This is a genomic window from Nonomuraea sp. NPDC001831 (assembly GCF_042892035.1).
Taxonomy (GTDB): Bacteria; Actinomycetota; Actinomycetes; order Streptosporangiales; family Streptosporangiaceae; genus Nonomuraea.
Window position 1 is genome coordinate 153,967 of the sequence record NZ_JBIATU010000005.1, and the last position, 13,147, is coordinate 167,113.

The window sequence follows — 13,147 nt, forward strand, 5'->3', positions numbered from 1 at the left end:
CTGTAAGTAAGTTTCGCCTTTTGACGGAGCATGTCAGTGTTTCGTCGCAGGTCGTGTCCGCGCCGGAGCCCAAGGTCACGGCTTGGCAAATTCAGATGGCCTTGCCCGGGTTCATGATGCCCAGCGGGTCGAAGACCGCCTTGATGCCCTGCTGCATCTCGGCCGCCACCGGCCCGGACTCCAGCCCCAGCCAGCGCCGCTTGAGCACGCCCACGCCGTGCTCGCCGGTCAGCGTGCCGCCGAGCGAGAGCGCGTGCCGGAACACCTCGTCGGCCGCGGCCCACACCTGCGCGGGCGGCTCGGCCGTGCCGTGCTCGAAGATGAAGACCGGGTGCAGGTTGCCGTCGCCGGCGTGGGCCACAGTGCAGATCCGCACGCCGTGCCGGGCCGCCGCCGCCTCGATCGCGGTGATCATCTCGGGCAGCGCCGAGCGCGGCACGCACACGTCCTCGACCAGGCACGCCCCCAGCCGCTCCTTGGCCTGGTAGGCCATCCTGCGCAGCCCGACCAGCTCCTCGGTCTCCTGGGGGCTGGTGGAGACGGCCACGAACGAGGCGCCGTTGTCCAGGCAGAGCCGTTCCATGCGGGCGGCCACCGCCTGGCCGTCGGCGGCGTCGGACTGGCCGATCAGCATGGCCTGCGTGGCCGGTTCGAGCCCGATGTTGCGCCAGTCGTCGATGGCCTCCAGCGTGGCGCGGTCCAGCAGCTCCATCAGCGAGGGCTGGCAGCCCGCGGCCATGATCGCCGACACGGCCGCGCCCGCCTCGCGCAGCGAGCCGAACTCGGCGGCGAACGTGGCCGGCGGCGCGGCCGGCGCCCGCCGCAGCCGCACGGTGGCCGCGGTGATCACGCCCAGCGTGCCCTCCGAGCCGACGAACAGCCCGGTCAGGTCGTAGCCGGTGACGCCCTTCATCGTGCGCCGGCCGGTGTTCAGGATCCGCCCGTCGGCCAGCACGACCTCCAGGCCGAGCGTGGCGTCCCTGGTGACGCCGTACTTCACGCAGCGCAGGCCGCCGGCGTTGGTGGCCAGGTTCCCGCCGATCGTGGAGATCTCGTACGACGAGGGGTCCGGCGCGTACATGAGCCCGTGCTCGCGGGCGGCGCGGTCGAGGTCGGCGGTGATGACCCCCGGCTCCACCACGGCGATCTCGTCGGCGGGCGAGAGCTCCCTGATGGCCGTCATCCTGGCCAGCGACAACACGATCGTCCCGTCGCCGGCCGTGGCCGCGCCCGCCAGGCCCGTGCCGGCGCCGCGCGGCACGACCGGCACCCGGTGCTCGGTGGCCCAGCGCAGGGTCGTCACCACGTCCTCGCGGGAGGCGGCCAGCACCACACCGAGCGGCTTGCCCGGCTCGACGAACGTGCGGTCGCGGGCGTAGGAGTCGATCACGTCCGGGTCGGTCAGCACGCGAGCTTCGGACAGCGAGTTCACCAGGGCATCAATCGGTCTCACACCTGAACCCTACGGTTTGCGCGGACCGTTCCTTAAGGCCAGACTGCCCTGGGTGGAAGTCAGGTGCCCGGTATGTACGCAGGCTGACCAGCTCGTCTCGGTTCCGGGCGCGGTGGCCGCGGGGACGACATACCGGATCGGAAGGGTCAGACTGCCCAGCCAGCGCGAGGTCGCCGACCTGCCGACCGCGCCGTCGATGGGCGCGTCGAAGCACGTCATGAGCCGTACGCAGCTCGCGGTGTGGATGTCGTTCCCCAGCCGCCACTACACGCCCTGGGCCAGGAACCAGGGGTGGATCATGCTCGGCGTGGCGGCCCTGGTGCACCTCGTCGTGTCGCTGGTGATCGCGATGGGCAAGGACTCGCAGTGGAGCGAGGTGCTGCTCGCGCCGTTCTGCCTCACGGGGCTGTTCTGGGGGCTCGGGCTGCTGTTCGTGCTCGGCGCGCGCGGCGCCCGCAGGCGCGACCACGCCGAGGCCCCGGCCCGGGAGAAGGCGCTGGCCGTGTGGGAACGGCTGTACTACTGCGCCCGCGACAACGTCGCGTTCGAGCCGGGGGTCGGCGTCTCGTTCCATCCGGGCGAGACGCGCGAGTACATCTTCGGCTTCCGGGGCCGGGCGATCTAGCCGCGCTCCTCCGCCACCAGGCGGACGCACACGGCCAGGCCGTCGATGGCCTGCTCCAGCTCCGCCGGCTCGGGGAAGGTGGGGGCGATGCGGATCGTGCGGTCGGCCGGGTCCTGGCCGTAGGGGTGGGTGGCGCCGGCCGGGGTGAGCGCGATGCCCGCGGCCTTGGCCCTGGCCACCACCTCGGCGGCGTGCGGCACCTCCAGGCTGATGAAATAGCCGCCGCGCGGGCTGGTCCAGGTGGCCAGGTCGCCGAGCCGCTCGGTCAGCATCTTGTCGACCAGCTCGAACTTCGGGCCGATCAGCTCGGCGTGCCGCCGCATGTGCGCGGCCACGCCCGCGGCGTCGCGCAGGAACTCCACGTGCCGGAGCTGGTTGAGCTTGTCGGGGCCGATGGACTGCTTGGCGGTGTTGGCGAGGAACCACTCCACGTTCGCCGGCGAGGAGCCGAAGAACGACACGCCCGAGCCCGCGTACGTCACCTTCGAGGTGGAGGCGTAGACGAACACGCGGTCGGCGTTGCCGTGCTCGGCCGCCAGCGCGAGCAGGTCGGCCAGCTCGTCCGGCGTGTCGGTGAGGTGGTGGACGGCGTAGGCGTTGTCCCACATGATCCGGAAGTCGGGGGCGGCCGTCGGCATGGCGGCCAGCCTGCGCACGGTCTCGTCGCTGTAGGTGACGCCGGACGGGTTGCTGTACTTCGGCACGCACCAGATGCCCTTGACCGCCGGGTCCGCGGCGACCAGGCGCTCGACGACGTCCATGTCGGGGCCGTCGGCGTTCATTGGGACGGCCGTCATCTTGATGCCGAGCCGCTCGCAGATGGTGAAGTGCCGGTCGTAGCCGGGCACCGGGCACAGGAACGTGATCTCCGGCTCCTCGACCCAGCGGCGCTCGGCCCCCGGCACCTTCGACAGCAGCGCGTGCACGATCGTGTCGTGCATCAGCGTCAGGCTGGAGTTGCCGCCCACGACGAGCTGCCCGGCGGGCACCTGCACCAGCGGCGCGAAGATCTCGCGCAGCTCGGGCAGGCCCTGGAGATTGCCGTAGTTGCGGCCGTCGGTGCCGTCGGCGGCCTTGACGGAGGTGGGCAGCTTGAGCATGCCGTCGGAGAGATCGAGCTGGCGCGGTGACGGCTTGCCCCGGGTGAGGTCGAGCGAGAGCCCCCGCTGGACGAGGGCGGCGTAGTCACTCTGTGCGGTCACGAGATCTCTCCTCCGAGTCGGTTCGGTCCAAAGGATAGAAGAAGTCCCCCAGGGGTCCGGTAATCGCCCGGCATGTGGGACACCGGTTCAAAGACGTTCTAAAGAAGCGCTTCCCGTCCGGCGATCGCCGGAGTGGAATGGAGGACATCGGGGCAGGCACAACTCCGCGAAGGAGGGAGCAGCCGTGACGACTGTTCGGGACACCTCGATCGAGCAGGTCAGGCGCCGCCGTACCGGGACCGTCATCGCCTCCTGGCTCTCGACGACCGACCACAAGGTCATCGGGTACCTCTACCTGATCACCTCCTTCGGCTTCTTCCTCGTCGCGGGCGTCATGGCCATGCTGATCAGGGCGGAGCTGGCGCAGCCCGGCATGCAGGTGGTCAGCCAGCAGCAGTACAACCAGCTGTTCACCATCCACGGCACGGTGATGCTGCTGCTGTTCGCCACGCCGCTGTTCGCCGGGTTCGCCAACGTGGTCATGCCGCTGCAGATCGGCGCGCCCGACGTGGCCTTCCCCCGGCTGAACGCGGTGGCGTACTGGCTGTTCCTGTTCGGCGGGCTGATGGTGCTGGCGGGCTTCCTCACCCCGGGCGGGGCCGCCGACTTCGGCTGGTTCGCCTACACGCCGCTGTCGTCGGCCGTCCACTCGCCGCAGGTGGGCGGCGACCTGTGGATCATGGGCCTGGTGATGTCCGGCCTCGGCACGATCCTCGGCGCGGTCAACTTCATCTCCACGATCATCGGCATGCGGGCCCCGGGCATGACCATGTTCCGCCTGCCCATCTTCACCTGGAACGTGCTGCTGACCAGCATGCTCGTGCTGATGGCCTTCCCCGTGCTGGCCGCCGCGCTGCTGGTGCTGGAGTCGGACCGCAAGCTCGGCACGCACGTCTTCGACGGCGCGAACGGCGGGCCGCTGCTGTGGCAGCACCTGTTCTGGTTCTTCGGCCATCCCGAGGTCTACATCATCGCGCTGCCGTTCTTCGGGATCGTCACCGAGGTGATCCCGGTGTTCAGCCGCAAGCCGATCTTCGGCTACATGAGCCTGATCGGGGCCACCATCGCCATCGCCGGGCTGTCGATGACCGTGTGGGCGCACCACATGTTCGCGACCGGGCAGGTGCTGCTGCCGTTCTTCTCGTTCATGACGTTCCTCATCGCGGTGCCGACGGGCGTGAAGTTCTTCAACTGGATCGGCACGATGTGGCGCGGCCATCTGTCGTTCGAGACGCCGATGTTGTTCGCGGTGGGGTTCCTGGTCACGTTCCTGATCGGCGGGCTGACCGGCGTCATCCTGGCCTCGCCGCCGCTGGACTTCCAGATCAGCGACACCTACTTCGTCGTCGCGCACTTCCACTACGTGGTCTTCGGCACGGTCGTGTTCGCCATGTTCGCCGGCTTCTACTTCTGGTGGCCGAAGATGACCGGCAAGATGCTCGACGACCGGCTCGGCAAGGTGCACTTCTGGACGTTGTTCATCGGCTTCCACACCACATTCCTCGTCCAGCACTGGCTGGGCCAGCTCGGCATGCCGCGCCGGTACGCCGACTACAGCGCGGCCGACGGCTTCACCGCGCTCAACGAGATCTCCTCGGCCGGGGCGTTCCTGCTCGGCGCCTCGACGCTGCCGTTCCTCTACAACGTGTACCGGACGGCCAGGCACGCGCCCAGGGTCACGCTCGACGACCCCTGGGGGTACGGCAACTCGCTGGAGTGGGCGACCTCCTGCCCGCCGCCGCGGCACAACTTCACCAGCATGCCGCCGATCCGCTCCGAGCGGCCCGCGTTCGACCTGCACTACCCGCACGAGGACGCGACGCCCGCCGTGGAGCCGGACCCCGGCCCCGGGGAGCCGGACACCGGCCCCGAGCAGCCGCCGCCGGTGCTCGCCGCCGACTGACCTGCCGGCCGGTCCGGCGTTTCCAAGATCGCGTTGTTCCGTTTATGCGGGACCATTGCGGGCGACGCCGCCGCGGCAATTCTGTTGGTCAAAATGTCGTGGTTTGATCACGTTTCAACAACGTACTTTACGACCCGTTTATCCACCCTCTAGCGTCCGGCATTGCACACCCTATGGCCATGCGCCCGGCGACCCCGGGCAGAGAGGGTACCTGGTGCCAAGCTCAAAGCGCCTGTTAGTCGCGTTCCCGGCGGTCGCCCTCCTCGGCGCCGCGCTGACCGTCCCGGCGGCCCAGGCCACGTCAGTGGCCAGCTACCAGCCCACGGCGGCGGACTACTACATCAACTACGCTCCCCCGCGGGTCGAGAAGGAGCCGCAGGAACCCGGCCTGAACAAGGGCAAGGCCCGTTCGCTCTCACCGGCGGAGAAGTTCGACAGGAAGTTCGTCAGCGGGAACCCCGCCGCGGCCCGCGTCCTCGCCGCCCGCGAGAACCAGGCGATCAGGACCGGCCGCAACCCGGCTGAGTGGATCTTCAAGAACTCCAAGCAGGTCAAGACCGCCAAGCTCCTCACCGTCCTGGTCGAGTTCAACGAGCAGGCGAACGACGACTTCTCCGGCTTCAACCGGCTGCGCACCACCGACAGCCCGCCGGACGACTGCGTGGTCGAGCCGCCGGGCACGCTCAAGAACGGCCCGCTGCACAACAAGATCCCCGACCCGGCGACGCTGCCGCAGAAGGACAACAACTCCTTCTGGCTCAAGGACTTCAGCACCGACCACTTCAACAAGATGCTCTACAGCGACAAGGGCATCACCGAGCGCGTGCGCAAGGACCTCAAGGACCCGCGCGACGGCAAGCCCGGCATCGACATCTCCGGCTTCACGATGAAGAAGATGTACGAGGAGCTGTCCAAGGGCGCCTACTCCGTCACCGGCTCGGCCGTCGGCTGGATCAAGGCCCCCCACTCCGAGGCGTACTACGGCGCCGCGGCCTGTGGCGGCCAGCCGCAGGACATGTCCGGTCACCCCAGCAACCCGACCGGCGCGGGCCAGCTCGCCATCGACACGGTCAACGCCCTGGCCGCGGCCCAGCCCAACTTCCCGTGGGCCGACTACGACCAGGAGGACGTGGCCGACTCCGACGGCGACGGCAACTTCGACGAGCCCGACGGCGTCATCGACCACCTGGTGATGGTGCACGCCGGCAAGGACAAGTCCTCCGACGGCGGCGCCGAGGGCACCTACGCCATCTGGGCGCACTCCAGCGCGGTCGCGGGCGGCTACAAGATCCCCGGCAGCGACAAGAAGATCTCCAACTACATCGTGCAGCCCGAGGACTCCGGCGTCGGCGTCTTCGCCCACGAGTACGGCCACGACCTGGGCCTGCCCGACCTGTACGACACCAGCGGCCAGGCCAGCTCCGCGGTGGACTTCTGGGACCTGATGTCCAGCGGCTCCCACTCCGGCCCCATCTTCCAGTCCATGCCCACGCACATGGGCCTGTGGGACAAGTGGGTGCTCGGCTGGGCCAACCCGAAGACGTTCAACCCGGGTGACGCCTCCAGGCTCGTCACGGTCGGGCAGTCCTCGCGCACGCCCAAGCTCACCGAGGACGGCGTCCGGGTGAACCTGGCGTCCACGCCGCTGAAGATGATCGACCCGCACAGCGGCACGAAGGCCTGGTGGTCCAACCTGGACCAGGACTGGGCCAACCAGACCCTGACCCGCGACGTCCCGGTGCCCGCGGGCTCCGACGTGCGGTTCTGGATGTGGAACAACTACGAGATCGAGCAGGACTGGGACTTCGGCTTCGTGGAGGTCTCCACCGACGGCGGCCAGACCTGGACCCAGCTCAAGGTCTACGACGAGGCCGGCGCCGAGGTCACCACCCCCGACGGCTACCCCGACCCGAACAAGAACCTCAAGACGTTCGGCAACAAGAAGTACGGGCTCACCGGTGACACCGGCGGCCAGTGGCGGCACGACTACGTCAACCTGACGCCGTACGCCGGGCAGTCGATCAAGCTGCGCCTGACCTACAACACCGACGCCGCCTTCGAGCCGCGCGGCTGGCACGCCGACGACTTCTCGCTCACCAACGGCGGCACCGCCGTCTGGAGCGACGACGTCGAGAACGGCGAGAACGGCTGGAAGGCCACCGGCGGCACGTTCACCAACACCAGCGGCCAGGGCTGGACCATCAACAACGGCTCGCGCGAGATCTCCCGCTTCTACCTCGCCGAGTGGCGCAACTTCGACGGCTTCGACAAGGGCCTGCAGTACGCCTACGACACCAACTACTCCCGCGACGGGGCGTGGAAGGTCGAGAAGGTCAAGTACAACGCGCCCGGCCTGCTGGTCTGGTACCGCGACTCGACCTTCACCAACAACTCGGTGGTCAACAACCTGACCCTGCCGCCGAGCATCGGCTCCAAGGGCAGCCTGCTGGTCGTGGACTCGCACTACGACCCGCTGCGCCGCACCGGCACCGCCGCCGAGAAGGACCCGTCCAGGCACAAGAACCTGGAGGGCCGTACGCAGTCCTCGAACGCGGCGTTCTCCTTCAACAAGACCTACCCGCTGAAGGAGTGCCTGGAGGCGCCGGACGAGCCGTTCAGCGAGTACTGCACCAACGTCCCCGCGCTCAAGGGCGTGCCGAACTTCACCGACGCGAAGACCTGGGTTCCGGGCTTCGAGCTGCAGAACGGCTCGCTCTACTACCGTGACTTCGACGCCTCCACGGTGGTGCCGAGCAAGGGCGACCAGCCGTACAGCACCCGCGTGGTGCACCTGGACGGCACCCCCGCCACCGAGCTGTACGGCACCGACCTCGGCAACGGCCACGTCGCCGGCTCGGGCAACCCCGGCGACGAGGGCAAGGCGCTGGGCGTGCAGTTCAAGCTGATCAGCCCGCTGCCGGGCAACCTGGGCGCCATCGTCCAGGTCGTCCCGCCGAAGAAGTAGCGTGAGGAGGGCCGCCGGGTCTCCGGCGGCCCCCCGATCCAGCACGGAGCGGCGGACACAGCGCCTACGATTGATGACCATGAGCGAACTGCGCACCAAGATCGAGCACACTGAGGCGATCCGGCGGGATCGCCGGGTGGCGGTGGTGGTGAACACTCGCTCGCGCCGCGGCCGCCGCCACTACTTCGAGGTCATCGAGCAGCTGCACAACCTGGGGTTCGAGCCGCTGGCCGAGCTGTCGGTCTACAACCCCAAGCGGCTGCGCGACCTGCTCGACACCGCCCTCGCCACCGACCCCGACCTGCTGATCGTGGGCGGCGGCGACGGCACCCTCTCCTCGGCCGTGCGCCACGTCGCCCACCGCGACGTGGCGCTCGGCGTGTTGCCGCTCGGCACCACCAACAACTTCGCCAGGAGCCTCGGCCTGCCGCTCGACCTGGCCGGCGCCATCCGGGTGTTCTCCACCGGCAAGGTCGCCGACATCGACCTCGGCATGGCCGGTGACCGGCCCTTCGCCAACCTGGCCAGCTTCGGCGTCTCGGTCGAGGTGGCCGGCCGGGTCAAGCCGTGGCTCAAGCGCATCGTGGGCCGCCCGGCCTACCCGATGACCGCGCTCACCGTCCTGCCGGGCCACCGGCCCTTCCGGGCCTACATCACCGTCGAGGGCCGGCGCCACGAGCTGCTCACCCACCAGCTCAACATCGCCAACGGGCGTTTCCACGGCGGCTGGCAGGTGGCCAAGGACATCAGCATCGACAACGGCATGCTGGTGGCCTACCAGCTCGGCTCGGGCAAGAAGCTGCGCCTGCTCGGCGAGACGCTGCTGCGCGCGACCACCGGCCGCTGGCGCAGCCTGGCGGGCGGCCCGTTCGTGGTCGGCCGGGAGATGCTGCTGGAGACCGACCCGCCGATGGCCGCCGACGTCGACGGCGAGGTGCGCCTGCGCACCCCGATCACGCTGCGCGTGGTGCCCAACGGCGTGCGGGTGATGGTCCCCGACTCCTTCGAGGACAACTGACCTCAGCCCTCGCCCAGCGCCCGGTAGGCGGGGGCGAGCGCGTCCGCCAGGCCCGCGGGCGGCGGGAAGACCCGCGGCAGCAGGTCGGAGGCGGACGCGGCGGAGCGGCGTTCCGGGCGGTGCGCGGTGGCGCCGGGCGCGTAGAAGTCGGCCAGCCGGTCGGCGAACGGCACGTCGGTCACCTCCAGCGGGTCCGGCGCGGGCGGGTCGTCGGCCAGCGAGCCGAGCAGCTGCTCGCGGGTGCGCCCGCGCCAGGCCAGCACCAGGAAGGGGTCGTCGTCGAACGACTCGGCCAGCAGGTAGAGCACGGCCGACAGGTGCTTGCACGGGAACCCCCAGTCGGGGCACGAGCACTCCATGTCCAGGTCGCGCGGGAACAGGTCGACGCCATGCGCGGCGAACAGCTCCTCGATCTCGACCGGCATCTCCCCGGCCAGCAGCCTGGCCCGGTGGACGGCCTGCGCCGCGACGGCCTCCTCCAGCCGCGCCCACACGTCCTCGCCGTAGACGTCGATCCTGACCACGACGTCGTACGGCTTCGGCCGCGACCCCTGCACGGACGCCCGGACCAGCCCCGCCGACAGCTCGATCGAGAGCACCTGGCCCTTGCGGGCGTAGGCGCGGCCGCGGGACAGGCGGCCCTTGTCGCAGACGCGTTCCAGGATGTCGACGAAGCGCCTGGACCACCAGGCCGAGCCGATGCTGCCGCGCCGCGACCGGGCCCGCAGGCCGCCCTCGACCTCGATGGGGCCGCCGCCGTCGTACCAGTCGGGCATGGTCAGGACCCTCCCGTGAGGCGGAACACCTCGCGCAGCTCGTCGGTGGACAGGTCGGTCAGCCACTCCTCGCCGGCGCCGACCACCCGCTCGGCCAGCGCCTTCTTGCGCTCGATCATCTGGTCGACGCGCTCTTCGAGGGTGCCCGCGCAGATCAGCTTGCGCACCTGGACGTTCCTGCGCTGGCCGATGCGGAAGGCCCGGTCGGTGGCCTGGTCCTCCACGGCCGGGTTCCACCAGCGGTCGACGTGGATGACGTGGCTCGCCGCCGTCAGGTTGAGCCCGACGCCGGCCGCCTTGAGCGACAGCAGGAACAACATCGGCTCCTGGTCGTTCTGGAACCGCTCGACCAGCCGGTCGCGGGTCTTCTTGGGCAGGCCGCCGTGCAGCCACAGGACCGGGCGGCCGAGCCGCTGGGCGAGGTAGGGCTGGAGCATCGTGCCGAACTCGGCGTACTGGGTGAACAGCAGCGCCTTCTCGCCCTCGGCCAGGACCTCCTCGGCCAGCTGCTCCAGCCGGGCCAGCTTGCCCGAGCGGCCGGCCAGGCGGGAGCCGTCCTTGAGCAGGTGGGCCGGGTGGTTGCAGACCTGTTTGAGCCGGGCCATGGCCGACAGCACCAGGCCGCGCCGCTCGACGCCCTCGCTGTCGTCGATCCGGGCCAGCATGTCGTCCACGACCGCCTGGTAGAGCGTGGCCTGCTCGGGGGTGAGCGGGCACCACTCCTTGATCTCGATCTTCTCCGGCAGGTCGGAGATGACGGACCGGTCGGTCTTGAGGCGGCGCAGGATGAACGGGCCCGTCGCCCGCTTCAGCGCCGCGGCGGCCTGCTCGTCCTGGCGGGCCTCGATGGGCTCCTGGAACCGGGTGCGGAAGCGGGCCCGCGGCCCGAGCAGGCCGGGGTTGGCGAACTCCATGATCGACCAGAGCTCGGCGAGGTGGTTCTCGACCGGCGTGCCGGTCAGCGCCAGCCGGGTGCCGGTGGGGATCGACCGGACGGCGCGGGCCTGCAGGGTGCCGCTGTTCTTGATCGCCTGGGCCTCGTCGCACACCACCCGGCGCCACTCGTGTTCCCGCAGGGCCTCCAGGTCGCGGTGGGCGGTGCCGTACGTGGTGATCACCAGGTCGGCCGTCGCGATGCGGGCGGCGTCCCGGCCGGGGCCGTGGTGGACGTACACGCGCAGCCCCGGGGCGAACCTGGCCGCCTCCCGCTGCCAGTTGCCCACCAGCGACATCGGGCACACCAGCAGCGTCGGTGCGGCGGCCCGCTCGTGCACGAGCAGCGCCAGCGTGGTGACCGTCTTGCCCAGGCCCATGTCGTCGGCGAGCACGCCGCCGAGGCCCAGCTCCGACAGGAAGCTCAGCCACGCCAGCCCGCGCTCCTGGTAGGGCCGCAGCACGGCGTCCAGGCCCGGCGGGGTGGCGAGCGGGGTGAGCCGCCGCTCGGCCTGGCCCGACAGCAGGTCGCCGAGCACGCCGTCGGCGTCGACCGCCAGCAACGGCAGCTCGTCGTCGCCCTGGATCACGTGGCGCAGCAGGTCGGCCGCCGCCGCCTCGCCCGCGCGCACCCCCTCCACGGCCCGCAGCGCCGCCTTGAGCTGCCGGTCGTCCAGCTCCACCCACTGGCCGCGGACCCGGACCAGCGGCACCTTGAGCCTGGCCAGCTCGGCCAGCTCCGCCTCGCTGATCGTCTCCTCGCCCACCGCCAGGTCGACGCGGAAGTCGACCAGCTCGCGCAGCCCGAAGCCCTGGCTGACGGCCGCCGTCTGCGGCTTGGTCCTGGTGGTGAGCTTGAGCCCGAGCTTCGTACGGCCCGCCCAGCGCGGCAGCTGCACCCCGAACCCGGCCGCCTGGAGCAGCGGCGCGGCCTGGCGCAGGAAGCCGAACGCGCCCGCCGTGTCGAGGGCCAGCTCGCTCGGCTCCGGCACGCGCAGGGCCCGGTCCAGCTCCGGGTAGAGCCGCACGGCCCGGCCGAGCCCGGCCAGCAGCTCGCGCTCCGGCCGGCCGGGCAGGCCCTTCTCGCCGCCCCAGACGCAGGCGGCCGGGACGTACAGGCTGGGGTCGTCGGCGGCCTGCAACGCCAGCTCGACCCGCCAGTCGTCGCCGGCGGCCGGTTCGAGCAGGCGGAAGCAGACGCGGGTGGCGCCCTCGGCCGCCATGACGGCCGTCCGCCAGCGGTCCAGCTCCTCGCGCAGCCCGGGGTCGTCGGGGCAGGCCGGGTCGCCGGTCAGCGCGGCCAGCCATCGTTCCCGCGGCGTCGTGGGCGCGGTGGCCAGGGGAGTGGTGACGGCCCGCCGGACGAGCGCGTCGGTGAACGCCTCCAAAGCCTGGAGCTGCACCTCGGCGGCCGGGCGCTCGGCGGCCCAGGTGCGGCAGGCGGGCGGCATGGCCAGGGCCAGGTCGCGGAAGTAGGCGGCGTCGGCCCCGGTCAGCACGGGCCGCCACAGGGCCAGCGCGGCTCCGTCGGTGCCGTCGGCACCGCTGCCGCCGTCGCTGCCGGGCCCGGGGCCGAGCTCGGGGTCGGACCCGGGGCCGGGCTGAGGGCCGGGCGCGGGGGCGGGTCGCGGGACGAGCTGGGGGACGACCCGGCCGCGGGCCACCAGGTCGCGGGCGAGCGCGGCGACGGCGGCCCAGTGGCGGACGGTGGCGGTGGCCTCGCCCGGAGGGCCGTCCAGCGCGTCAAGGGCCGCGCCGGGCGGCAGCACGACCGCGGGCACCCGCCACGGCAGCAGCCGCGGCCTGACCACCTCCGTCAGCAGCCCCGTCTCAGGCGAGGGCAGCGGCCCCTTGGCCGACCCCGGCAGCAGCAGCTCCAGCACCCTGGACGGCGTCCCGCCCACCCCGAGCCCCGGCGCGCCGGCCAGCTCGTCAGGGGACGCGGCGAACGGATGGGGCCGCGCGCCCGCCCCACGGGACACGGCGGCGGCCCGGCCGGGAACCTCTCCCCAGAAGGCGAGCCCGTCACCCGCCCACACCCCGTGTACCAGCACCCCGGCAGGTTACCGCCGGCCCGGAGCGACCGGTCCGCGAGTCTTCTGCGGGCCGGGCCGGAAGTCGTACCATCGAAGTATGAACACTCCCGGATCGTGGTGTGAGCGGCCTGAGCCGCAGGCTCCCTCGTGCGAGCTCCCCTCTCCGTGGAGCAGGCCGAAGCAGCCTGACAACTGGTGCGAGGCGCCCAAGTCGCCGGTGGAATCCGTCCTGCGGT

General features: G+C 71.2%; 8 protein-coding genes. 4 read left to right on the forward strand and 4 right to left on the reverse strand.

Features of this window, described 5'->3' with window-relative positions; genetic code table 11:
• Window positions 1–91: 91 nt before the first annotated feature.
• A complete protein-coding gene (locus tag ACFYYW_RS18620; protein WP_387650174.1) occupies window positions 92–1,453 on the reverse strand; it encodes an FAD-binding oxidoreductase in 1,362 nt (453 codons plus the stop codon).
• Between the two features lie 52 nt (window positions 1,454–1,505).
• Between ACFYYW_RS18620 and ACFYYW_RS18625 the strand changes: the two genes are divergently transcribed.
• Complete coding sequence (locus ACFYYW_RS18625; protein WP_352320236.1) at window positions 1,506–2,078, forward strand: hypothetical protein; 573 nt, start codon at window positions 1,506–1,508, stop codon at window positions 2,076–2,078.
• Here ACFYYW_RS18625 and ACFYYW_RS18630 read toward each other — a convergent pair.
• Window positions 2,075–3,280 carry an aminotransferase class I/II-fold pyridoxal phosphate-dependent enzyme gene (locus tag ACFYYW_RS18630; protein WP_387650176.1) on the reverse strand — a complete coding sequence of 402 codons (1,206 nt, stop codon included), beginning with the start codon at window positions 3,278–3,280 and terminating at the stop codon, window positions 2,075–2,077. The two genes, ACFYYW_RS18625 and ACFYYW_RS18630, sit on opposite strands and share 4 nt — an antisense overlap.
• Window positions 3,281–3,464: 184 nt before the next feature.
• On the opposite strand from ACFYYW_RS18630, the gene ctaD reads away from it, so the two are divergent.
• From ctaD to ACFYYW_RS18645, 3 genes are all read left to right on the forward strand, one after another.
• Window positions 3,465–5,183: a cytochrome c oxidase subunit I gene (gene ctaD / locus ACFYYW_RS18635; RefSeq protein ID WP_387650177.1), complete on the forward strand. Its 1,719-nt coding sequence runs from the start codon at window positions 3,465–3,467 to the stop codon at window positions 5,181–5,183.
• A 214-nt stretch (window positions 5,184–5,397) separates the two neighbouring features.
• Window positions 5,398–8,148: an immune inhibitor A domain-containing protein gene (locus ACFYYW_RS18640; RefSeq protein WP_364414057.1), complete on the forward strand. Its 2,751-nt coding sequence runs from the start codon at window positions 5,398–5,400 to the stop codon at window positions 8,146–8,148.
• Between the two features lie 79 nt (window positions 8,149–8,227).
• A complete protein-coding gene (locus ACFYYW_RS18645) occupies window positions 8,228–9,166 on the forward strand; it encodes a diacylglycerol kinase family protein (RefSeq protein ID WP_357701098.1) in 939 nt (312 codons plus the stop codon).
• A gap of 2 nt (window positions 9,167–9,168) precedes the next feature.
• On the opposite strand, the gene ACFYYW_RS18650 is transcribed toward ACFYYW_RS18645, so the two are convergent.
• Both ACFYYW_RS18650 and ACFYYW_RS18655 read right to left on the reverse strand, forming a co-directional pair.
• Window positions 9,169–9,942, reverse strand: coding sequence for an SWIM zinc finger family protein (locus ACFYYW_RS18650; protein WP_387650179.1), 774 nt, complete (start codon window positions 9,940–9,942; stop codon window positions 9,169–9,171).
• A gap of 2 nt (window positions 9,943–9,944) precedes the next feature.
• A complete protein-coding gene (locus tag ACFYYW_RS18655) occupies window positions 9,945–12,929 on the reverse strand; it encodes a DEAD/DEAH box helicase (protein ID WP_387650181.1) in 2,985 nt (994 codons plus the stop codon).
• Window positions 12,930–13,147 lie beyond the last annotated feature (218 nt).

Excerpts from the sequence above, each read along its gene's own strand:
- ACFYYW_RS18650 (WP_387650179.1), bottom strand. The coding sequence starts at position 9,942 with ATGCCCGACTGGTACGACGGCGGCGGCCCCATCGAGGTCGAGGGCGGC.
- ACFYYW_RS18645 (WP_357701098.1), top strand. The coding sequence starts at position 8,228 with ATGAGCGAACTGCGCACCAAGATCGAGCACACTGAGGCGATCCGGCGG.